The organism is Paenibacillus alkaliterrae (assembly GCF_021532375.1).
GTDB classification, from domain to species: domain Bacteria; phylum Bacillota; class Bacilli; order Paenibacillales; family Paenibacillaceae; genus Pristimantibacillus; species Pristimantibacillus alkaliterrae.
In genome coordinates this window covers 1-21824 of sequence record NZ_JAKGAP010000055.1, presented here as the reverse complement: position 1 = coordinate 21824, position 21824 = coordinate 1, and the positions used below count along the sequence as shown (strand labels likewise).

Sequence of the window (21824 nt, the reverse complement as noted above, 5' to 3'; positions counted from 1 at the left end):
TTATTTTTCAGTACCCCTATGCTACAATGAGCACATTGATACTGTGAATAAAGCTTCTACTCCTGAATCATTCAATGTCTCAACGCTTGGCGGCCGGAGGACAATGAATGTGACCTGGTAGGGGCTTTTTCTATTTTTATTATGTAAAATTGCTGGTGGGAGGCTCCGCGCGATCCCTGATGAAAACAAAAAAACACACAATCAATTGTGTGTGCAGAAAATAAACGGGCATCAATCCGACTCTTTTTTTGCAAAAAGGTCAGACAAAACCCGACAAGCACGCAAGTAAAATATAGCATTTCTGTTGGAAGTGGTAAAGCATAAAAATAACAAAATTCCACATTCGTTGTTTATTGAATCGAAAATGCGGGTATGATAAAATGGATACAATTACATATGCGTTGCACGCAAGGACGGGCTCCAATGCAGGATTCAACTGCTTTGGAGCTTGTTTCTTTTTGTACCTATACTTTACCAATCGGCTGTTTGGATGCTATAATTTAGCTATTCCAGTAAGACTAATTTTCTTCGCTGATCCTAATTCAGCGAAGACGGAGCAGCCAACCGGCTAGTAAGCAAACAAATGGACGTTTAAGAGACATACGCAATCCGTATGTCTTTTTTTGCATCCATAAACGAGACGCATTCATCTGAATGCGTCTTTTTTTTGGCAATTTGAAGATTAGGAGGTTTGATCATGGATCCATGATCAATACGAAAGAAGCTGGAGGCAATTCAAAATTTATTTTTGGAGGAATGCATAAAATGGGCAGAAATCAAAACAATGGCGCTCCGAAGGATTTCTTGGCGGGGAATCAGGAGCAGTACATTCTGGAGAAGGCTTTGGAAAAGCGGAATCTGGCTCACCAGCACATCAAGCACGTGTATGAGACGGTTCCCGCTCAATACCACAAGCATATCCGCCTGTTGTCGCAGAAAGAAAAACTATACGATCGCGAATTCGAGTTGAGCTTCACACAAAGGGAGAAGGGCCTGCACTCTTACTATGGCAAAACATATGTCGAAACTTTTCGACCTTATGTCGATGTAGAGGGCAGGATCACCGAAATGATCGATGTTCACGAAAAGCATGGCGCGACCTACGCGCTGGACACGTATGCAGAGCAGATCGGGCCCGCATGGGTAATTACTTGTTCGTTCGACGGCCTAAATAAGAATGGGCAGCCTTTTAAGACAAAGGAACGTGCCGTCATTGGTTTTGGCGGATCCGGCGTCGATGCAACGAATCCGATTGAGAATGCGTCCACAAGTGCTGTCGGACGGGCTCTATCTCACGGTGGGTATGGCAATATTGGTTCGGGCTTGTCTTCTTATGAGGACATTTATATCGCCGTTACCAAGCAAAAGGCGTTGGATGAGCTGAAGGGGAACAACGGAAAAGGATTGACTCCATCTGGTGAGCCTACTTCATCCCAGCAAAACACGGGCGAAGGAACGCAGGGAAGCGAACAACATCCGCAAGGAAGCGGCAGACAAGCGACCCAGGGAGGCGGTAACGATTCCCGCTCTTATAATCAGTCTCAGAACCAGCATGGTCGTCAGGGAGATTCCAGACCATCTTCCGGCGGGCAGCGCCCAAATTCTGCAGAAGAGGAAAAGAACGCAAAGAAAGAGAAGAACGTAATTGTCGGACGGCTCATGGATATGAGCAAAGGCATGAATGGTCCTCATTTGCAAGGTCTTGTGCAAACGTGGCTGAAAGTGACTTGGAACGGCCGCTTCAATGCGCTTGATCTCAATCAATTGCGTATCGTCGAGGAGAATTTGAAGAAGGAACGGCAAAATCAGGCATCGTAGATAGGAGGCAGAGGCATGAAGCTTCGAAGAACAAAGCACGAGGGATGGTATGAAATTATGTCGGCATGCGTCGTATGCGGACAACGTGGGTGGTGCAGAATCAATAAGGATCAAACCATTGTCCACTGCATGCGAGCTGTATCTGACGATTTCTTTGATTCCACGATTGGGCGGCAGTACCGGCATTATCTTGATCCGGATGCCGCTCCCAAGACAAAGATTGAGATTGAGGTCAACCGTGCTGTCGACAAGAAGCCGGACTTCCATCTTAATCGCGTCTATCGTGCCTTAACGAAGGAGCTCCCACTAACCTCGCATCATGCCGAACATCTGCGAAATGACCGTAATATGACCGATGAAGCTATCAAGTTACGTGATTATCGAACAATGCCCGGTCCAGAACGGTACAAGGTTGCGAAACAAGTAATCAGCCGTGTGGGTGACCAGAGTGATCTTTTGGGCGTTCCTGGATTCTTCTGCAACGAAGGCGCTTATGGTCCTTATTGGACCATGGGCGGCGCGCAGGGGCTTATGATTCCATTTCGTTCGATAAGAAACGAAATTACAGGTTGGCAGATTCGGGTTGATAAACCTCTCCTGAAGCTCGACATGGAGGGCGCAATCAAGGGAGAGATATTAGAAGAGGTCGATCCTGATGAAAACGGGAAGCGGCGAGCAAAGTGTAAGCTTCGCATCCAGGATAAAACATTGGAGGTCATCCTCACTGAGAAGGATAAGAAGGAATGCTTCTCTAAATCCGGGCAATTTGTCTTCAGCATCGTTTTAAAGCCTGGAAACCGCTATTGGTGGTGGAGCAGCGGGGATAAGCTGAATGGATCATCCATCGGCGGGCCGCTTCCCATTCACCTGGCGCTGCCGTTTCCCTGTCTGAAATTATGGTCGGTCGGTGAAACCCCTGAAACGATGATCAGTTGTGATGAGGTTTGGGTAACTGAAGGCCCGATTAAGGCAGACAAGGCAGCTGACGCGCTTGTTAAGCCGGTATTCGGTATTCCCGGGGCCGGAGCTTTTTCCCTACTGCTTGAGCCGCTAAAACAGCTCGGTTGCAAGCATGTTGTTTTCGCATACGACGCAGACGTTGTGAGCACACCAGAGGTTGAGATGGCGCTGGAACAGTGCATCGAATTCTTTGCGAAGAACACGGAAATGACGTTAAGTCTAGCGATGTGGGACATTTCACTAGGCAAGGGAATAGATAATCTTACCGACGCCGGCTACATTCCACAGGTAGCTAAAATATTAGACTAGCAATATTTTGTATATGGCTTTTGCAAGAAGCTGGAGGTAATAAATACATAATTTATTGGAGGAGATTGTATTGTTGAATCGTGTAGTTCTCATCGGAAGATTGACTAAGGATCCCGACTTGCGTTATACACCTAGCGGAGTCGCTGTGACGCAATTCGTGCTTGCTGTTGACCGTACTTTTACGAGCGGTGAGGGGGAGCGTGAAGCCGACTTTATTCCGATTGTAATGTGGAGGCAGCTTGCCGAAACCTGTGCGAACTACCTGAAAAAAGGTCGTTTGACGGCGGTGGAAGGGCGAATTCAGGTTCGTAATTATGAGAGCAATGAAGGCAAGCGTGTCTACGTGACAGAGGTTATTGCTGATAACGTTCGTTTCCTCGAATCTGCAAATGGCGGAAGCGGGAGCGGTGGTAGCAATACCGGAAGCAGTGGCAACAGTGGGAACCGCAGCGGAGGTCAGGGAAGTAACCGGAACCAAAGCGGCGGAACTTACGGTGGCGGGTCTCAGAGTAGTAACAAAGGCGGTAACGGTGGCGGTCGCGATACTTTTGCTAATGACGGCCGGCCAATTGATATTTCCGAAGATGATTTGCCGTTTTGAAGAATGAATTAATACGATAATGATTGGTTGAAAGGAAATGTGCTGCGATCAGCTCGCATTTCCTTTCTCCTGTTCCCGACACCGCGGGGAGGTTGAATCACGTCTCCCCGCGGTGAGAGGGAGCGTTAAGGGGAATTTAGCATGAAAAGCAATGCGGCGACTGTTATTCTGGACGTCTTCGATAACTCTTTCAGCGTGCAAGTCCCGGTCCATCAGGTAAATACCGTGTCGGACCAATGGGGAGCTCATACGAGCATCACTTGTCCTCGGAATCAAATTGAAGGGGATAGCTGCGAAGGGACGATCAAGAAGTTCTATCGAAGTGCTCCTCAGATTCTTCGCTGCAATTGCTACGGCATTGTGGTCGATGAGGGAGATTTTAATCCACTTCGCCAGAAAGCGGAGACGGAAGCGGATGAGTAGTGCACGCCCGGCCTAGCAGCCGATCGCGCTTTATCAGTGCCCTGCATGGGGGTGGAGAAACAGCCCCCCATGCGAGAGGGGCTGATAAGGAGCAAAACCCGGATGAATATTGGTCTGTATTTCTGCGTGTGCGGTGAAAGCTATGTTTCGGATTTTCCCTATAACACGGCCCGATGCCTGGCTTGCCAAAGCGAGCTCGTGAATGTAACGAATCCGACGAAAAAGCAGTTATCCATGTTCCGCAAGGAGCAGTTGAAACAACTGTGGAGTTTGTTCGAGAAGGTCTCGTTCGATCCTTCGACCGAGGAGATTAGCGAACGGTTCCTGGTTTGGCTGCCGACGACAAATCGGTTTGTTATATGGCTTTGGTTCGGTAACCGCTTAGAAAGGGATTTCATCGACCTGCCCGGCAAATTGGTTTGGCAGAAAGACGGCCAAGAGTCCGACTATGAGTGCGAGTGCGGGGAGAATATTCTTAAAGGTCAAGCATGCTATTTCAATCGGACAAAGGGGAAGGTTCTTTGCGAGGATTGCGGTAAACGGCAGATGATCGACTTGTGGTTATACCATGGGTACAATAATCCTTGGATTCGTCAAGCCGACGATCCGTTTTTCACGCGGAAGAGTTTTCACGTCTGTGAAACCGTCGAAGATTTGATCGAAAAGTTTCAAAAGGGAAATTGCTGCCTCGGGCAAGTGTATATTTACAAAAACCTTGTCTTCATAAACCAAGTTGACGGTGGCGATGAGTGGCTTACTATTAAGGATTATTGTCCTTTCGAAAGCATTACGTTCAAGGCAGTCCTTCGACAAGGAAATGATTACGGGGCAGCCTATATCCAGAAGCTTCTTGACCATGAAATCGAACAGGAAAGTGGACCGGATTACCTTAGCCCAATCGTCCAGGCATTCGTATAAGAGATATCGTGACTTTCTAATCCCTCTCCGCAGAGGGCCATTACTAATGCGCCCCTTCCGATAAGGGAGGGGCGAAGGAATTGGAGCCTTTCGGGTTTATGGTAATTGCTTTCAAACTCCTGCAACGGGGATTTTTCAGCCTCCCCCCGTGACGAAAGGGGAGGAATTGAAGGGGAGATTCATACAATGGCTATTCATATGGAACTTAAGAAGCTTAGTCTTGATAGAAGTAGTAATGTGGCAGAGCCGTCGGAAGAACCGTCGGCTTTTTTTATGCCTATTGATAGGAAGATTACCAACCTGCTATAATATAGCTATTACGAACAAATTATTTATTGTCACTGCCGTCATTTATTCGGCTAGTGAAGGAGCGTCCGGCAACGGACAACAAAACATTTAGGCACAATACTGCCTCGGAGAATTGATTGGGACATACCACCGGTATGTTTTTTTCTATTTTCCGGGGCTTTTTTTGTGCCAAAAACCAGGGGGGAAATTAGAATGACAGCAACTAAGGAGAAACAACTTGGGGTAATCGCGACGGGAAAAACAGCTTTTCAGGTTGAGAAGGATGAACTTCTCGATGCACTTTTGCTTTGCGCGAAAGTAGTTCAGAGAACATCGGCTATTCCGTTGTTATCCTGCATCAAATTCGACCTGAAGGGTGAAACGCTATTCATCACCGCGATGGATATTTCCCAAGCAGTGCTTCGTATGTTAAAAGTCACCAACGACAACGGCATCGATGGCAGCTATTTGCTTCCTGCCCGCGAAGCAATCGATCTTGTCAGGAAATTGCCGGCCGGCGAAGTATCGTTCACTCAGAACGATTCAATGGTTGCTATCTCTTACGGGGTACGAGGCAGGGCAAACCTGGTTGCGATGAAATCAGAGGAATACCCGGAGCTGCCGAAGCTGTCGAATGCGATGTTCATTTCGGTTCCGATAGAGACGATGAAAAAAGGTGCACTCGCTTCCCGCTTCACATTGACGGACGAGAAGACCCCTACGCTTACGGCCATCCATATTCACAACGATAATGGGAAGCTGGCGTTTATGGGGACGGACCGGCATCGGGTATATCGTCATATCTCTGATGTTGCAATTGAGGATCAGGACAGGTTCCGAAATGCTATGATACCCGCGCTCCAGTTTAAGGGTATTGTCGATTCGATCAAAGCCCATAAAGTAGATGTGGCGGTCGATACTAATCATTTGGTCATGCGAGATAAGAACACCGTGTATTTCGGGCGGTTACTCGATGGCAACTACCCTCAGATATCCCACATCTTCGCAAAGATGAAGGAAGGGACAGCGATACAGGTTCCTCGGGGAGAGATGGACGATACCCTGAATCGGATGCTTTCCCTTGATGGCGTGGAGAACAACCGCATTACTCTGGAAGTCGATGACAAAGGAGAACTGACGGTTCATTCCCAGTCACAAACGGGTGATATTTGCGAAGTGTTTCCAGGTTCTAAAGTGGACGAAGGATTCCCGACGATCAAATTCAACGCTCGGTATCTGAAGGATGCTCTTCTGGTAGGGGATCGGGACGTCAAATCTGTCTCCTTGCGTACTACGGGTATCGGATTTCCCGGGTTCATTGAGTTCGATGGCGATGATTCAGTTATTGTTGTGGTGAATCAGGTTAGATAGGTAATTGGTATCCATTGAGGGGCAGCAGAGTAAAATCTGCGGCCGATCGGTAACGGGATTTGGATTAGGCTCAGCTCGGTAAAGGCGATCTATACTTTAGGTCTGCCTTTTTTATTGAGCTAATGTTTGGAAATTAGAGCTGTTCGCCTCGGCGACGGTTCTTTTTTAATTCCCTAGAGGAGGTAATTTAAATGGCAGCAGACAACATGAAGGGCATGTTTGACAGGGTTCTTCGAAACAAAGTGAGAATGGGGAATTTTGAAACAACTGATCAGGACATGCTTTGTGTCCGCAGTTTGCTTCAATTCCCGCATTCACCTTTCTCCGTCGCCGACTTTTGTGCCGGCAGCGGGCGAGCGCTTGAAATTCTCACCGAGGAATCCTCGGCCGTCTCCTTTGGTATCGAGCCGAACGAAGAAAAGTATATGGAGCTTCGTTCGCGGATCCCGCATGCGTTGTTCGGAGGCTATGAGGAATGTAGAATCAGCCGCGATAATTTTCGCCTGATGTATCTGAATCCTCCATACGACACGGACAGCGAAACGATCGATGCCAAAGTGGAGCGAAAAGAAAAGCGATTTTTGCGCCATCTTCTGATGTATGTCGCGGTAGACGGGGTTCTTGTTTACAACATACCCCGTGGGCGAATGACGGCAGATATCGTAAAAATGCTTGTAGCCAATCTGGATGACATTCGGGTGTATCAATCGCATGACGACACGTACCATCAAGTTTATGCGATCGGCCGGAAGCGTAAGGAGAAGTTTCTCAATCGGAACGAAGTAGATAGAGTTTTGGCGCTCATGGAGGAAGGCAGCGAATTAGAAAGGCTTCCATTACTAGACGAGCCGATCTACAAAGTCTTTCCCGGCAATACAGCGCCCAAACTGTTTCGTTCCAGTCGAATGGACGTGGACCATGTACGGGAAGTGGTACTCTCTTCTGCTCTGACCAAACGGGGCATGGAGTGGTCAACTCCCAAGAAGCCGGCATTGAAACTTCAACCGCTTTTGCCGGATAAGGAAATGCACCGCGTGCTGCGTATGGCAAGCGGACGGCTGAACGGTAAGGTCGGTCGGGGGGAACAATTGCACGTGCTGAAAGGCATCGTGAAGAAGGAGACCGTTACTGATACCCAGGAGTCCGCTCACGAGACCGTAATCACCGATACGGAGGTTTACCGAATCTCCTTCAAAATCGTTGATCGGCACGGAAACATTCGACGAATCGAGAATTAAAATCCGAAAGAAGCTGGAGGAAATAGGCATGAAACATATGGAGTTCAAACACAAGGATATTAACGTCAGGGTGCACACGCCGCTCATCGTGACCCGCTTGAATGACAAACAGCAACACGAGCTTGTTTACGCGAACGTCATTGACATTGACTCTCGTGTACAGGCTGTGTTCGCCCAGTTCCATCATTCCAGGAAGGCGACCGACGTTTCCTTTTGGATACGGCATGCACCGCGAATCGGTGAGAAAGATTACGACCGATCCCAAATGAACATCAGACCGCAAGGGAAGTACAAGCACCAATCCCAACGGGAGAATGAAACCTTCGTGACCGGCCTTGTGGCCAGTGATCGGGTTCTATCGCGGCAGCCGGAAGGTTATGTGATTTTCGCTTGGGATGGGAACATCCAAGAAAAGCTCTTTTGGGCGATCGAGGCGTACTATGAGACGCCGATGCTCCAGGAGTGGACGCCGTACCTCTTTAACCAGCTTGTGAGAGATCAGCATCTTGTTCAACTGGTCATTCATGATTATACCGGCGAATACCCGGATCTGGTTGCCTATGAATTGCTTGCAGGCGAGGATGTGCTGGATGGCTATATTTCTTACGGTCTAAGGTTCGGTGCAATCATGCTGACGGAAGACGATGACGCGAAGGAGGCAATATAAATTGACTATGGGGACTATTGATATGACGAACGGCGCGCAATTAGCAATCGGAGAATTCGATCAAGATACGGCCGCTACGGAAGCATCGGTAGCTGTGATGCCGTCGCTGGGCGATTTGGAGAATATCGGAGATTACCTCAATCTTTTTGGTGGAGACTTGATTCGTCGGTTAAACGATGAATATAAGCCTGTCCACCATCCTGGAACCGAGGACACGCTTGCTCTTCTTAGCGAGATCAAGCGTCCCCTCTTCAATGCTCAGGCGCATGTGGTTACTGCGCTTTTGAAGGGCTTTGAGCGGAATCGCCGGCTCTTTTTGATTGGCGAACCGGGAACGGGAAAGACGAGCATGTCCATTGCCACGTTTTTTGCCCTGCTGAAATCGAAGCTCGGGGGGAAGGGCCGTGTGATTTACATGGTACCCAACCATCTGATCAAAAAGACGAAGCGGGAAGTTGGCATTTTGCTTGACAAGAATTTGTTCGAGGTCGAATTTATAAATGGTTATGAGGACGTGATCCGTCTCCGCGATAGTGGCAAGATGAACACAAAGGCGAAGAAAATGGAAGTTTATATCATCGCAAGGGATACCGCGAAGCTCGGCTACATTTTCGAGCCGGTTGCCAAGTGGGTTCATCGTAGCTATAAGAAGCGGGTCTACCAAGGAGATAAAGTCGTGGAGTACCCGCGGACCGCATTCAAAGGATGGGTTTGTCCAGACTGCGGCGGTCAACTGATGAAGGAAGAAGAAGGCAGCATGGTTCCTATGGAATATGAGGACTTTTTCAATAAGCATGGAAAGCCAACGCGAAAAAAGAACAATCTGTTTTGCTCGAGCCTCGTACGTCTCTATAAGAATGCGGATCCGGAAAAGGATGAGTTTCGCGAGTGCGGGGCCCCGCTCTGGCAAGCCAAGAACAAGGATAAGAGTAGTTTTTCCGGGCAGCCAAGGAAGGTAATTGGTCCAGCTGCACGAAAAGTATCGCCTGCGGACTTGTTCAAGCGTTATTTCAAGCACAAGTTCGATTTAGCGATAGGAGATGAATGCCACGAATTGACTGGTGGCAGCGCCCAAGCTCACGCTTTCCACGTTCTGATGTTATGCGCAAAGCATTCCATCGCCATGACGGGAACGCTCATGAATGGGTACGCCTCAAATCTTTTTGAGCTCATATTTCGCATGTTTCCAGGAAGATTGCGAGAAATGGGATTCCAGTGGGGCGAGGTCGGCAAATGGATTGATCTTTATGGCGTTCGGGAGAAAGTGACAAAAATTCGGAATGATGACAATAGCCTGAACAGTTCTAGTAATGGATCTTCGAAACGTGTTAACACGAAGGAAATGCCGGCCGCGGCGCCGCAGCTATTTACGGATATGCTGAGCGATGTAGCATGCTTTATCCAGATGGGTGATATGTTCGAAGTTCTGCCAGATCTCCAGGAAGGTCCGATGAACGTCTCCCTCCACGGCGAACGACGGTTTATCTCCTGCGTAACGAAAATCGAACGCAGGCCGGGTCGAAAGAGGAGATTGCATAAGGCTATGCGCCTGCTTGCGCCCTCATGGTACCTGGAACGAAATCTGTCCGCAGTCGAGGGCTTACTCCGGAAAGCGGTAGAAGAGGAATTGCGCGGCGGCGGCCAGTCGGTATTACTTGGCAGTCTGCTCAGCACGACCCTCAGCTATCCGGACGTGCCGTTCAATTTTGAAGGCGTCTACCACCCGGACACCGGTAAAGAAATCGTCTCTCCCAGTTATCGATTAAGCGACCGGCTTTTATACCCAAAGGAGCTGCAGTTGATCAAATATGTGCGGGAGCGGCTCAAAGCCGGGCGTAAAGTTGGTGTATATGCCACGTTTACAGGGAAATTGGGAACACTGCAGCGTTTGCAGATGCTATTGGAGGAACGTGGAATCAAAACGGCCGTTTTGGAATCAGAAGTTAACGGGCCCGAACGGGAAGAATGGATCGCGAAGCGGGAGAAAGAGGGCATTCAGGTATTGCTCACGAATCCCATCCTCGTATCTACGGGACTGGACCTTTACGGGTTTCCATCCTTGTTCTTTTATCAAACGGGTTACCGGCTTTCGATCGTTCGGCAAGCAAGTCGGCGTCACTGGCGAATTGGGCAAAAGAATCTTTGCGAGACGGTATATTCCGGCTACAAAAATACGATGCAGGAGCTTGCAATCAATCTCATGGCGGCGAAAATGAACGCCGCGCTTGCTCTTGAAGGTCAATTCAGTCAGGAAGGCCTCGCTGCGCTTACCGAGGGTTCCGGCGGCAGTCTTGCAACTGAGCTTGCTAAACGGTTTGTCGGCAACAATATCGCAGGGGTCGAGAGCGCCGAGTCCATTTGGGGCAAGATGACGATCGACGCTTCGAAATTGGCCATGGTGGTATCTGCACCGGTCGAGACCCATCAGGAGGAAGAGGACGGTTTGGATATTTGGAACATGGCAACCGCGTCGAAGACGTCGGACGAGCCTGTCTCTCTAATCCGGTCAATCTATGCCGACTCGCTGCAGGATGCGATCTTGGCATGGGCGGCGGAGGAAGTTCCTGCGGATCTCTTCACACGTGTTGAACAGCAAATTTTATTTGTAGAACAAAACGTGATGAAGGGGTACCCCGGACTGACCGTCGTTCAAGAATCCTTGCTTGGGGAGTTCGCTTTGCAGTGGGATCCGACAGAGGTTCCTTCTGAACCAGCGGAATTCAGACGGTGGGTGTTCAACATGACCAATAAGCCGGCTACCGAACGGCCAAAGGCAGCGGCAAGCACAGAGTGGAAGGGATTGGAGCTGCTGGTTGAGGGGAAGATGGCGAAGACCAAGACAAAAAAGGTCTACAATGTCTCCGACGGCCAATTCGCATTTAATTTCTAATGATCAGGGGCGGCGAAAGCCGCCCTTTTGATTGTGGAGGCAATATCCATGAATTTACCGATTGAGCCGCAAGGCGGATACAGGTTCGCGGTAATTTTAATAATAAAGATATTTGATTCTTCTGCCAGATGGTCTAGGTATTTCATTAGATGGTTGCTATATCCCCCATAAAGTGATACAATCAGTTTGTGGTTGAGGGTTGTTTGGTCTACAAGCAGCCTAAATTGATCACAAAACGGCTAGTGATGGTTGTTCGGACTACGAGCGGCTTACTAGTTTTTTTATTTTTAAATCAAATATTCTACAACTATATTTTAAACCCGCCCTTTAATCAGGCGGGTTTTTCTAGCTCAAACAATATATTTTTAATCAACTTTATTATGGGGTAGAGTCAGGGTAGAGTCAACATTTTGACCGTTTTATCGCTTAGCATTAGCGGACATGCATTTCTGCTGTTCATGTTGACCTTAGCGGAAATAACTAGCCTGATTTCTGGCTTGCTGATTACCCCTAATGATGTTTAACGGTCGCTTAGAGTAGGCCGGTGGGACCCAATGTAGTAAGTAGGACAAACTACTATTGATGTAATAAGCAGGGTGAAAACAGTGGCAAAGATGACCACGGAAATTTTTAAGCAAAAGGTTTTTGATCTAGTTAGAGATGAGTACACTGTCCTTGGCACTTATGATGGCGCGAGAACCAAGATACTCATAAGGCATAACAAATGTAACTCTGAAATCTCGATCCTGCCTTCGCTGTTCATTGGCGGCACAAGGTGCAGGAAATGTTTTATAGATAGCCGCAGAAAGACCCATGAACAATTCCTTGCCGAAGTGTTTCAGCTAATAGGTGATGAATATGTCGTTCTCACTGACTATATCTCAAACGGCACTAAGGTAGAGATTCAGCATTCGAAGTGCAATCATATTTATAAGGTAACTCCAGCCCACTTTTTGAGTGGGACTCGTTGCCCGAATTGTTTCGAAGCTCATAAGAAGACAGATGAGCAATTCAAACGGCAGGTATTGGAGTTAGTTGGGGACGAGTACACTTTTAGGGGTAGCTATAAGACTGCGGCTATCAAGCTACCCGTTAAGCACAATCTTTGTGGAAATGAGTACCAAATCACTCCAAATGATTTTCTCGGAGGAAAAAGGTGTCCTTATTGCTATGGAAATATAAGAAAGACTACCGATCAGTTTAAGCAATCCGTAAAGGAAAAGTATGGTGACGAATATACGGTTCTTGGGGAGTACATCAATAATCGCACTAAGATCGAGTTGAAACATAGTATTTGCGGTCATGAGTACGCGGCATCACCTGATAACTTTTTGGCGGGATATGGATGCCCTTTATGTGCTGGTAATATTAAATGGACAACTGATGATTTCAAGAAATTTGTTTTTGAGTGCGAAGGTGATGCTTTTGAGGTTCTAGGGGAGTACATGAATTCAAAAACAAAAATACTGATGCGTCACGTCACCTGTGGTTTCAAATTTAAGACCACGTTAGATGAATTCAGAAATGGAAATAGGTGCCCTTACTGCAGGGAGTCAAAGGGAGAGAAACAGATAACTGATTTTCTGTCTCGGCATCAAATTAGTTTCATTCGGCAGTATAGGTTTGAGGATTGTCGTTATACTCGTCCTTTACCGTTTGACTTTGCACTGTTTGACCATGACAAGCTCATTGGTGCAATCGAGTTTCATGGTAGGCAGCATTATGAGATTGTAAAAGCTTTCGGTGGGGTCGTTGGTCACGAAGAGAGGAAACGGAACGATACAATAAAGTCCGAATACTGCAAGGCAAAAGCAATTCCTCTGATCATCATTCCATACTGGGAGCTATGGAATATTGAGGGGTTCCTCCAACAAGCGATTTCAGATCTGAGATCCGGGCGTCTTGTAATATAGGCGGTCGGATCTTTATTTTGAGGTGAGTCGTGAACTTGGATTTTACCTTTTTCTGCACCTAACGTCCTTAGCGTATATTTTGGTTAAAATGTTGGTGGACGGCCATTATCAAGCAACAAAGGTTCCGGATCCTGGGGTCTTCTTTTTTTGGTTATATTTTTATAGACTTTTCGAGCAAGCCGAATTTCGTATATCCGAATGATGGAAAACGCGATGCAAATGTAGTGTTAGGTTCTAACGGATCCAGGAGAAGATCACGGAGTTTGGCGCCGCACTCGACTAGTGCGGGGAAACTATCGCTCAATAACAATCATAAAAGGCAACCAGTATTATCGGCTGCCTTTTCCCGCTTGAACATTTGTCAAGTTTACAGAAAAATTGGTTGCTTTACAAAAGGCTTGTATACTGGATTATAGAATCCGATTAACATTTCGACTGTGTTTTAGAGGAGGAGGATCCACTTAACTACTCAATTTTAGGAGCAGAAGCGGAAGGAACGGTTTCAACAGTCGAAAGTAACATCTAACCCGACCTGCAGAAAAGAATTTTCAAAAACTATTTTGTGAATTAGGAATTCCGTATTATGATGATTTCAAACAGCAGAGGAGGAATGGTCATTATGGCAAAAGCCAAGATTCACCCGACCTGCCGAATTTGCGACAAGTTGAATGCAGATATGACGCATTGCGCGATCTTCGGAGCCCTGACTCCAGAGCGAATCGACAATACGGCGATAGCTGCCGCTTGTAACAAATCCGGTGACTATGTACGGCTTCTTCACGCCGTGCCGAACGAATATAACTATGGAAAGACACCGACGGGGAAGCCAGTCGATGAGGAAGCGGACAATGTTCTTCTCGTTTTCGATTCGGAAGATGAGTCCGAAGAATTCCAAGAGAGACACGGCATGACGCTGGAAGAATGGGCTGAGCGTACTTTTGGTGCTAAAACGAAGGAGTAATCATGAGAAACACTGCACGCTTGGATCCAATGATGATGCCGTCCAGGGGTAAGGATGGTCTTCCCCTATATCAGCAGATTAAAGATATCATAACGCACCGTATCATCAACGGGGAATTTTTGAAGGATGCCCTGCTCCCATCGTTTCGAGAACTATCGGATCATTATGGCTGTAGTCTCATCACGAGCAAGCGCGTCTATCAAGACCTGGGGCGAGAAGGATTCGTCCGATCTGTGCCAGGAAGCGGAACCTACGTGACGGCCGGCCTCGATCAGATTAAAGCGAAACGACTGAGCATACTCCAACAAGCATTCACCGAATCGGTCGAATTGGCTTTTCTCAACGGATGTTCAACAGAAGAAATGAGGATTCTCTTTGAAACAGCACTTGAGGCAAAAAGACAAGAAAGAGAGAATCGATAGGCTGCTATTGTTGTATATTATATTATTAATCTATATACAAGTGAGAGCGTGCCGGCTTGTCAATGATTTAAACGGGGTGGGATGGATTGCAGGAACAAAGTGCCTATTTAAGCCTAAACCCTGATTGTTTTGATACAATTGTTTGCCCTGTCTGCGAGGAGCTTCAATCTCCAGATGCAAACTGCCGCTTTTGTTCGGGTGTAGGTACATTAGAGCAATTGATGCTATCGATTGTCCTGGAAGGAAGGCAACGATCCTGTAACAAAGGTTATTTCCTCGGCAAAATCCAATATGTATTTCCATGAAAATGGTATATTTGAGGGAGAATTTGCCGGGTGCGATCGGTCGAATACGTCGGTCGCTGCCGTTGCCATAAATGGAGGCGATGAGCGTGGAGATGGAGACCGAACCGATAAGGTATAAGAGGTGGGAGGATGTTCCGGAGGGGTTGTTGAGCAAAACGGCCTTAAAGGAAAAGGGTTTAAATCCGGGTCCTGTTCGTGGCACAATTCATCTGCGGAGCCGAAATCTCCTTGTTAACCTTTATAATGAGCAGGAAGCCATTCCAAGGAAGGCTGCAACTCCACAGCAGATCGCCGCGCTCGACAAAGCAAGAACTGTCCTGAACGCTGCGAGAACCTGTACGAGCTGCGGGCATTTATTTTCGAAACGGCTATCTTCGGGAATTTGTCAGTTCTGCAGGCATGATCGGTGGCTCCATGAAGTAAGTGAGGACGCCGAGAGACGTATTCGTTCATGGGTTTCCCGAAGTGAATCGGTTGTCGTGGTTGACGTAGAAGCGACCGGATTGGATGATAATGACGAGATTGTGGAGATTGCTGTCGTTGGTCTCGATGGAAAACTTCTCTATCAGTCTCTTGTGAAGCCGACTATACCGAACCTGAGCATGCGACCCATGTTCACGGCATTACTGATGATATGGTAGCGGCCGCTCCTGGTTGGGAAGTCGTATGGCCGGAAGTCCGGAAGTTTTTATCAAACTGCAAAGTTCTTCTGTACAATGCGGGCTTCGATGGACGGATGGTGTACCAGGCTTGTCGGCGGCACAAGCTTCCCGCTGGAAGGCTGGACAGCGAATGCGTGATGGAAACATACGCTCGATATGCCAAGTCTTATAATGACTACCATCAGGATTTCACGTGGATCAGTTTGCAGGAGGCGGTACATAGAGAGGGCATTTATGAATATTTGCCCCATCGTGCTGCAGGCGATTGCGTACTGACAGTACGGTTACTGCGAAAAATCGCGGAGCCAAACAAACAATGATTAGTGAGCCGATATATATTGAAGGCATCCCTTAAAGATATAAAGTCGAAAAGGAGAGTTTATATGAAAGAAGAGAGTATCTATTTTCATGGCGGCATCTATCGTTTTTCCTTTCCCTATCTCGGAGCGTATTTAGGAAGAAACGAGGAAAACGAGGTAAAGGTTGATCATTGCGATGTGGAGCTGCGTATTGGGGGTAATCCCAGCGAAGCTGTCATGAAGTGCCAAGTGCCTTTTGAATCACACTTAATGGCATTATGTGTGATTGAGAGAAACCCGAGAAGCCTTTCCCCGAAAGGGAAGTAAGCAAATACGCCAGTTACAGAAAATATTTTCTAGCTTTAAACAACACATAAGGCACAAATTTGATCTATATTTGTGTGATTTAAAGGGTTGGCACTTGGTTACACCTTCGCTGGTACTGGGCCAACTTCTAACGAGGAGATCATTCAGAAGGGAATCAACTACATCGTAAAATCATATGACCATTCCCTAAATTGTTGGCATCCGAGGCACAACGAGACTTCAGCGACTGGAATAATAACCCTGGTGCGGAATTGGTTGGTTACTTATATGAATATCGAGAATTGGTTCCAATCGGGTTTCTCGAAACCGTAACCGAAAGAGCATTGTCATCGATTCGAATTTCCAACAAACCATATCCACAATATTATTTTTTAGAAGCTCTTTGTATTCTTCGTTTGGCTGCTCGAATCGATGAGCCATTTAAGACAGAAATAATAAATCGAATTAATGCCGACATATTTGAAATTATTGAGACAGATCAAATAAAATGGGCGACAACTTATAGTGCAAAACCCTTTTTCTTCGCCCATGCCCCTATAGGTCCAATATTTGATTCGATAAAGGACCATGTTCTTAGAAGTTTAGAAAATGAAATAAAAACGCAATCTGATGAAGGAAATTTCATCCTTAACTGGTCAGTTCAAGACGAGGAATCCAGCAGGACATGGAAAAGCATCTGGACATTAGAAGCTTTGAGAGCATTGCATCATCACGGGATGATTGCCTCAATCTAATAATAAAATTGATTCAATTGAAATTGAGTTGCAAGGGTCCGGTTTTTTCATGTAATGAATTGCTTAGCGTACGATTTTTTCCGTTTCGTGAGGTGACCCCTTTATGGCCTATGATGCCTGATCAATCTTATTATCTATATCTGTACTATCTGTTGGAGGCTCAAATGTATTGTCAGGAAGCTTTGATGAGATTTCTTGCAAAAGTTCCTCTATACTTTCGAGTTTGCTGGCCATGTGGTTAACTTTCCAATACCACAGTAGAAATTGGCGGGCGATCAGAAAACCGACGACACAGATTACAATTAGTGTAATTGTTTGTTCAGTTAAAACATCAAGAAATTCGTTCATTAGTTGCACTCCTTTCTGACACAATTCGCCATAAAAGAGGAATTTCCCTCCTTTAAGCGAATTTTTACTCAGTTATCATATGATGATGGAGGGATTTATTTGTACTTATCAAATTACATAGGGCATCATGTAACTTTCAGTCTCAATGAGTCAGGAAAGAAACGATAGAACTATGAAGTTATTCTACGAGTCGGATCGAAATGATTCATTAATTCGTAATAAACTTATCGCAGTTGATAATTTAGGAATGTGGGTTGAAGGGTTTCAGGAAACAACAATTTATAAGGATGATGACGGAAATGAAATTCTACCACCGATTGTAGAGTTTGTTACATATCACGTCCTAGTCAGTTGGAGTTATGTAGAAAGCGTATTTGTCGTTGAAAATCCACAAGTAAATGAGAAAAAAATTGGATTTATTGATTAAATGAATAAACAAAAAAACCTACTGATCGCATAGGTTAGTGATTCGTTATTTCCTATTAATGATGACGGGAAATTTCTTAATCATGTCGAATATAAACTTTTCACATAATAGGAAAGGAAATGAATACATGGAAAAACGTCCAGCTAATAATACAGGCGGTGAACAAAAATCCATTGAAAAACCATCCATGATAGGTGGCTCGGTCGAAAAGCCATCAATGGTAAGCACTCCAACAATCAAACCAAAAAAGTAGTTTATCGAGAAAAAAGACAACCTCACTCTTCTGGTGCGTTGTCTTTTTTCATTGCAATACTAAGAGCTGTTTTGTCGTATATTTTTATACATGATCCAGATTTGGTATCGACAAATACATTAGTAACTGGTATTTTATGATCCGTCACAAGCTTAGTAAATAGTTCGACATGTCTCAAATAAAATGCTTTCTCAGGTTCGAATGGTCGAGGTGCCTTTTGAATTTCGCCTATTATACATTCTGTTTGCTTGTCAATTTTTGAAATGCTTACAATTTGAACTTCATCTTTCCCAAAAACTTCATCCCATACAGAAGGCATGTCAGAATAAGATGCAACCCCTCTATTTGAACGAATTTTATTTATAAGATTCCTTTGATATGGAAATATGAGTTTTACATAGAAAAAACTTAATGGAAAACTGACGAATATGCTAAGTACAATAAATATAGTTAAGAAAATGATGCTCGAAGATTTTTCTTTCAATCCCTCTAAAGTCCAAATTGCTGTTTGACTGCCAAGCGTACCAAACAAGTTATATAAACCTAATGTCGAAGCAGATACGGGCAACCACAAAAGTGCAGAAATTGTTCCCATCTCTAATGGCGTGTGCTTAATAACTGAATTAATACCAAATGTTTGGATCCAAAAATACATAATGAAACCAGGTAATATAAATACTATTGTACCGATGAAACTTTCCATTAATTCGACTCCTCTCGTAACTAATAATTCTTCCTTTATGTGATTATTCCTTTTTACTTAACCCAGCGTCACTTAGGGGTGAGCTTTCAGTCAGGGTCCAGCCAACATTTTAAGGAAAATATACGCTAAAGACGTTTTGGGCTTGCGTCGCAGTTTTTCACTTTTCTAAGCCATGACCGTAAATTGGTTTGTTACGTCCGTTAAGGTCGTTAAGAATGAGCGAATACGTATCGCCTAATGCTTAGCATATAAAACCGTCAAATTGTGGCGCTACCAGTTATGTGCCCAACTAAGCTGACTGGATGAGTGGGTTATAAATAATTTTTGTTAGAAATCCGAAAGCAACTGTAAAAAGGTTCCGTGGGAAAGCATCCCCGGAACCTTTTTTTATGTTCAGGTGCAGTTCATACAGCTATCACAGATCGGAATCACCTTTTAAAGATTGAAATTAACAAAATGACAATCTGTTAAATGGGAGAAATGCTTACGAGTAGCCGTAAAGATGGCTTCCAGTAAGCATTTTTATTTATTTTCGAACCTATTAAAAATTTGTACTTAACATTTTGAATCTATTGTATAATTTAGCTAAACATTTCGGGCGAGAGGAGGGTTACCCCTGAGACCATCTCAAGGAGCAAATACCGTTCAGCCAATCCGTGACCGGGAGAAGATCCGTCAGATCAAAGAACTGCTCATACATAGATCTTACCGGGACTATTTTTTGTTTTTTATGGGGATTAATTCAGGCCTTAGGATCAGCGACATTTTGCCTCTGCGAGTATGTGAGGTGAAGGAAGCCACACATCTTAAGGTACGAGAGAAAAAGACCGGTAACACCCGTCGTATTTTGATGACGGATACACTTAGAAACGAAATCCAAAAGTATTGCCTTACACTAGGGGATTCGGATTATTTGTTTCCTTCTCGGAACGGGGATAAGCCGATTAGCCGCGTACAAGCTTGGAATATTATTAATGCTGCCGCGCGGGATGCCGGCATTCAGGATTCGATAGGGACCCATAGCATGAGAAAGACATTTGGTTATCACTTTTATCAAAAGCACAAGGATCTGGCTATCCTCCAACAAATCTTTGGACATTCATCCCAATCAGTGACTATTCGTTACATTGGAATTACAGACGACATGATTGACCAAGCTATGCAAAGCTTCTCTTTGTAAAAATAGTATTTAAAATAAGTCCAATAAACATGTCATTATATTACGTTTAACATTAACCGCGGAGAACCGTACCATAAATGAGGCGAATCATCGTCATCTGAAGGTTTGCTTCTGAGAAAACTCTAGTAGAGAGGCTATCTCGATAAAAAGAGATTCACGGGTAACTTTGGAACTTGGGGATTCACAATGACTCCAGAGGGGATTGATCTAGCCTACGAATTGCAAAATAAGCAGCCGGAATCGAGTCAGTGCTTTATTGCAATGTCGTTCAATCAGGAAATTCTATTACCATTTAAAGAAATCGTGATGCCTCGAATTCGTGAAAAGCGGCTTTGCTTAATCTCAAAGATGATTCGATCAACGATATTCTGATTGTGGGGTACCATATCAACGGTTACCGGTTCAAATCCCGTTTTCAGGTGTTTTCCATACGATGTGGTTCATTTGCTTCGTATCAAAGTGGCACTGGTCCAAGTTATCTTCCCTAACGGTCCAAATTACTTCAAGCCCCAAGCCTTTGGCGAATCCGGCTTCGTAATACACACCAGTTTTGTGTTCTGTAAAATCAGAAATGACAATATTAGAATATGGTAGAATAACGTAGGGCAGTTCCAGCGAAGCTGTCATGAAGTGAAGTGCCAAGTACTAAAACGGTTCCTCAAAAGGTGATTATCGGAACAATTAGGGGAATTTCTTCTGCTGATTCAAGCGAAACAAGCTGACTACTTAACAGAATCAGCGTCATGTTCCGTTGAAAGGTTGGCACTTGGTATTTCTCCTTAAGGCTCACATTGGCTTGTACTGGACTATATCCTTGTTCTCCGCGTACCATTTATAAGAATTTCGTTGTACGCATACATCACACTTTTATGAAAAAGGTGTGATACAATAAGATGGCTGAAAAATTTAATATGAACGGGGTAATTTTCTTGCAAAATCTAATTCAAACAATAGAAGAACTTGCTGTTAAATATGCTGAGGCTTTAAATGCAAAGACTGTAGAGCGAGTCGAAGAAATGCAGGGAGATGATAACTCTCATTACTTAATTTATCAGGTTCTAGGAATAACCGACCAAGAAGGGAATTTAATTGATTTATATCAAAATAAGGGGCGGTTTCTTTATAAATATGCAGGCTCTTTTTTGGAAGAAGCAGCTATATTATGTTTCCAGTATAAGTTCCCTCAAGCAAAGAAAGAAAAAGTTGAAAATACTTTAGGAAGTAGACCAAGAACATTTGAAATTGACTGTCTAGTTGAAAACAATGCTTATGAAATTAAGTGGAGAGATGCTACCACAGACGGTGATCACATAACTAAAGAACATACAAGGGTAAAAGTAATTCAAGGTCATGGATATAAGCCTATTAGAATTATGTTTTATTACCCTAATAGAGGGCAAGCAATTAAAATTCAAAAAACTTTAGAGACCCTATATCTAGGAGTCAATGGTGAGTATATTTATGGTGACGCGGCATGGGAGTACATTAAAAGTACGACAGATGTGGATTTGAAACAAATATTAACTAACATTGCAGAGAAAAAGCAGAAAGAAAGAGGTCTTTGACATGTCAGTCATAGTGGGAGATTGTTATGAAAAAATGAAAGGGTTAGGAACAGAATCTGTTGATTTAATTTACCTTGACCCACCGTTTTTTACGCAAAAAACCCATATTCTAAAAACACGAGATAATACTAAGGAATTTAGTTTTGAGGATACATGGGATTCCATAAAGGACTACCTAGATTTTATCAAAGTACGTCTTGAGGAATGCCATAGAGTCTTAAAATCAACAGGAAGCATTTTTT

At 44.9% G+C, this 21824-nt stretch carries 23 protein-coding genes; 21 read left to right on the top strand and 2 right to left on the bottom strand.

Translation table 11 applies throughout. From position 1 onward, the window contains the following. The first annotated feature begins 765 nt into the window (after nucleotides 1–765). The 16 genes from L1N85_RS19940 (at nucleotide 766) to L1N85_RS19870 (ending at nucleotide 17106) form a co-directional block, all read left to right on the top strand. On the top strand, nucleotides 766–1818 hold the full coding sequence (locus tag L1N85_RS19940) for a hypothetical protein (RefSeq protein WP_235240802.1): 1053 nt from the start codon (nucleotides 766–768) through the stop codon (nucleotides 1816–1818). Between the two features lie 15 nt (nucleotides 1819–1833). Continuing rightward, nucleotides 1834–3087 carry a toprim domain-containing protein gene (locus L1N85_RS19935; RefSeq protein WP_235240801.1) on the top strand — a complete coding sequence of 418 codons (1254 nt, stop codon included), beginning with the start codon at nucleotides 1834–1836 and terminating at the stop codon, nucleotides 3085–3087. A gap of 70 nt (nucleotides 3088–3157) precedes the next feature. After that, nucleotides 3158–3688, top strand: a complete 531-nt coding sequence (ssb, locus tag L1N85_RS19930; RefSeq protein ID WP_235240800.1) for a single-stranded DNA-binding protein — start codon at nucleotides 3158–3160, stop codon at nucleotides 3686–3688. 141 nt (nucleotides 3689–3829) lie between these two features. Continuing rightward, nucleotides 3830–4111, top strand: a complete 282-nt coding sequence (locus tag L1N85_RS19925; RefSeq protein ID WP_235240799.1) for a hypothetical protein — start codon at nucleotides 3830–3832, stop codon at nucleotides 4109–4111. Between the two features lie 102 nt (nucleotides 4112–4213). Next, nucleotides 4214–5029 carry a hypothetical protein gene (locus L1N85_RS19920; RefSeq protein WP_235240798.1) on the top strand — a complete coding sequence of 272 codons (816 nt, stop codon included), beginning with the start codon at nucleotides 4214–4216 and terminating at the stop codon, nucleotides 5027–5029. Between the two features lie 501 nt (nucleotides 5030–5530). Further along, entirely contained in the window at nucleotides 5531–6688 is a 1158-nt protein-coding gene (locus L1N85_RS19915) for a DNA polymerase III subunit beta (protein ID WP_235240797.1), read from the top strand. A gap of 191 nt (nucleotides 6689–6879) precedes the next feature. Next, nucleotides 6880–7926, top strand: coding sequence for a DUF6094 domain-containing protein (locus L1N85_RS19910; RefSeq protein WP_235240796.1), 1047 nt, complete (start codon nucleotides 6880–6882; stop codon nucleotides 7924–7926). Between the two features lie 28 nt (nucleotides 7927–7954). Then, the gene (locus tag L1N85_RS19905) at nucleotides 7955–8593 is read left to right on the top strand and encodes a hypothetical protein (protein ID WP_235240795.1); all 639 of its coding nucleotides are present in this window, start codon (nucleotides 7955–7957) and stop codon (nucleotides 8591–8593) included. A 7-nt stretch (nucleotides 8594–8600) separates the two neighbouring features. Then, nucleotides 8601–11483, top strand: a complete 2883-nt coding sequence (locus tag L1N85_RS19900; RefSeq protein ID WP_235240808.1) for a DEAD/DEAH box helicase family protein — start codon at nucleotides 8601–8603, stop codon at nucleotides 11481–11483. Between the two features lie 614 nt (nucleotides 11484–12097). After that, a complete protein-coding gene (locus tag L1N85_RS19895; protein ID WP_328285250.1) occupies nucleotides 12098–13396 on the top strand; it encodes a PDDEXK family nuclease in 1299 nt (432 codons plus the stop codon). Nucleotides 13397–14015: 619 nt separating this feature from the next. Further along, on the top strand, nucleotides 14016–14357 hold the full coding sequence (locus L1N85_RS19890) for a hypothetical protein (RefSeq protein ID WP_235240793.1): 342 nt from the start codon (nucleotides 14016–14018) through the stop codon (nucleotides 14355–14357). Between the two features lie 2 nt (nucleotides 14358–14359). Beyond that, nucleotides 14360–14779 (top strand): GntR family transcriptional regulator, encoded by a 420-nt coding sequence (locus L1N85_RS19885; protein WP_235240792.1) that lies wholly within the window; start codon nucleotides 14360–14362, stop codon nucleotides 14777–14779. A 385-nt stretch (nucleotides 14780–15164) separates the two neighbouring features. Continuing rightward, nucleotides 15165–15725, top strand: a complete 561-nt coding sequence (locus tag L1N85_RS27335; RefSeq protein ID WP_268818386.1) for an exonuclease domain-containing protein — start codon at nucleotides 15165–15167, stop codon at nucleotides 15723–15725. After that, nucleotides 15719–16066, top strand: coding sequence for a 3'-5' exonuclease (locus tag L1N85_RS27330; RefSeq protein ID WP_268818385.1), 348 nt, complete (start codon nucleotides 15719–15721; stop codon nucleotides 16064–16066). The genes L1N85_RS27335 and L1N85_RS27330 overlap by 7 nt, the downstream gene beginning before the upstream one ends. A 63-nt stretch (nucleotides 16067–16129) precedes the next feature. Further along, the gene (locus L1N85_RS19875) at nucleotides 16130–16372 is read left to right on the top strand and encodes a hypothetical protein (protein ID WP_235240791.1); all 243 of its coding nucleotides are present in this window, start codon (nucleotides 16130–16132) and stop codon (nucleotides 16370–16372) included. Between the two features lie 191 nt (nucleotides 16373–16563). Next, nucleotides 16564–17106 carry a hypothetical protein gene (locus L1N85_RS19870; RefSeq protein ID WP_235240790.1) on the top strand — a complete coding sequence of 181 codons (543 nt, stop codon included), beginning with the start codon at nucleotides 16564–16566 and terminating at the stop codon, nucleotides 17104–17106. 108 nt (nucleotides 17107–17214) lie between these two features. Here L1N85_RS19870 and L1N85_RS19865 read toward each other — a convergent pair whose 3' ends face one another. Further along, complete coding sequence (locus tag L1N85_RS19865) at nucleotides 17215–17454, bottom strand: hypothetical protein (protein ID WP_235240789.1); 240 nt, start codon at nucleotides 17452–17454, stop codon at nucleotides 17215–17217. 172 nt (nucleotides 17455–17626) lie between these two features. On the opposite strand from L1N85_RS19865, the gene L1N85_RS19860 reads away from it, so the two are divergent. Next, on the top strand, nucleotides 17627–17881 hold the full coding sequence (locus L1N85_RS19860; RefSeq protein WP_235240788.1) for a hypothetical protein: 255 nt from the start codon (nucleotides 17627–17629) through the stop codon (nucleotides 17879–17881). A gap of 127 nt (nucleotides 17882–18008) precedes the next feature. Continuing rightward, a complete protein-coding gene (locus L1N85_RS27325) occupies nucleotides 18009–18134 on the top strand; it encodes a hypothetical protein (protein WP_268818384.1) in 126 nt (41 codons plus the stop codon). Between the two features lie 22 nt (nucleotides 18135–18156). Here the strand turns inward: L1N85_RS27325 and L1N85_RS19855 are convergent, their stop codons facing one another. Beyond that, nucleotides 18157–18837: a hypothetical protein gene (locus L1N85_RS19855; RefSeq protein WP_235240787.1), complete on the bottom strand. Its 681-nt coding sequence runs from the start codon at nucleotides 18835–18837 to the stop codon at nucleotides 18157–18159. Between the two features lie 616 nt (nucleotides 18838–19453). Here L1N85_RS19855 and L1N85_RS19850 point away from each other — a divergent pair. The 3 genes from L1N85_RS19850 to L1N85_RS19840 form a co-directional block, all read left to right on the top strand. After that, the gene (locus tag L1N85_RS19850) at nucleotides 19454–20017 is read left to right on the top strand and encodes a site-specific integrase (protein WP_235240807.1); all 564 of its coding nucleotides are present in this window, start codon (nucleotides 19454–19456) and stop codon (nucleotides 20015–20017) included. An 893-nt stretch (nucleotides 20018–20910) separates the two neighbouring features. Then, nucleotides 20911–21582 carry an ApaLI family restriction endonuclease gene (locus L1N85_RS19845; RefSeq protein WP_235240786.1) on the top strand — a complete coding sequence of 224 codons (672 nt, stop codon included), beginning with the start codon at nucleotides 20911–20913 and terminating at the stop codon, nucleotides 21580–21582. A 1-nt stretch (nucleotide 21583) separates the two neighbouring features. Continuing rightward, nucleotides 21584–21824 (top strand): DNA methyltransferase (locus L1N85_RS19840; protein ID WP_268818383.1); only part of this gene is annotated, 241 nt, incomplete at its 3' end.

Bases quoted from the DNA above. Each gene is read 5' to 3' on its own strand.
- L1N85_RS19940 (WP_235240802.1), top strand. From the start codon at position 766: ATGGGCAGAAATCAAAACAATGGCGCTCCGAAGGATTTCTTGGCGGGG.
- L1N85_RS19935 (WP_235240801.1), top strand. From the start codon at position 1,834: ATGAAGCTTCGAAGAACAAAGCACGAGGGATGGTATGAAATTATGTCG.
- L1N85_RS19925 (WP_235240799.1), top strand. From the start codon at position 3,830: ATGAAAAGCAATGCGGCGACTGTTATTCTGGACGTCTTCGATAACTCT.
- L1N85_RS19920 (WP_235240798.1), top strand. From the start codon at position 4,214: ATGAATATTGGTCTGTATTTCTGCGTGTGCGGTGAAAGCTATGTTTCG.
- L1N85_RS19915 (WP_235240797.1), top strand. From the start codon at position 5,531: ATGACAGCAACTAAGGAGAAACAACTTGGGGTAATCGCGACGGGAAAA.
- L1N85_RS19910 (WP_235240796.1), top strand. From the start codon at position 6,880: ATGGCAGCAGACAACATGAAGGGCATGTTTGACAGGGTTCTTCGAAAC.
- L1N85_RS19905 (WP_235240795.1), top strand. From the start codon at position 7,955: ATGAAACATATGGAGTTCAAACACAAGGATATTAACGTCAGGGTGCAC.
- L1N85_RS19900 (WP_235240808.1), top strand. From the start codon at position 8,601: ATGGGGACTATTGATATGACGAACGGCGCGCAATTAGCAATCGGAGAA.
- L1N85_RS19895 (WP_328285250.1), top strand. From the start codon at position 12,098: ATGACCACGGAAATTTTTAAGCAAAAGGTTTTTGATCTAGTTAGAGAT.
- L1N85_RS19890 (WP_235240793.1), top strand. From the start codon at position 14,016: ATGGCAAAAGCCAAGATTCACCCGACCTGCCGAATTTGCGACAAGTTG.
- L1N85_RS19885 (WP_235240792.1), top strand. From the start codon at position 14,360: ATGAGAAACACTGCACGCTTGGATCCAATGATGATGCCGTCCAGGGGT.
- L1N85_RS27335 (WP_268818386.1), top strand. From the start codon at position 15,165: ATGAGCGTGGAGATGGAGACCGAACCGATAAGGTATAAGAGGTGGGAG.
- L1N85_RS27330 (WP_268818385.1), top strand. From the start codon at position 15,719: ATGGTAGCGGCCGCTCCTGGTTGGGAAGTCGTATGGCCGGAAGTCCGG.
- L1N85_RS19875 (WP_235240791.1), top strand. From the start codon at position 16,130: ATGAAAGAAGAGAGTATCTATTTTCATGGCGGCATCTATCGTTTTTCC.
- L1N85_RS19865 (WP_235240789.1), bottom strand. From the start codon at position 17,454: ATGAACGAATTTCTTGATGTTTTAACTGAACAAACAATTACACTAATT.
- L1N85_RS19860 (WP_235240788.1), top strand. From the start codon at position 17,627: ATGAAGTTATTCTACGAGTCGGATCGAAATGATTCATTAATTCGTAAT.
- L1N85_RS27325 (WP_268818384.1), top strand. From the start codon at position 18,009: ATGGAAAAACGTCCAGCTAATAATACAGGCGGTGAACAAAAATCCATT.
- L1N85_RS19855 (WP_235240787.1), bottom strand. From the start codon at position 18,837: ATGGAAAGTTTCATCGGTACAATAGTATTTATATTACCTGGTTTCATT.
- L1N85_RS19845 (WP_235240786.1), top strand. From the start codon at position 20,911: ATGGCTGAAAAATTTAATATGAACGGGGTAATTTTCTTGCAAAATCTA.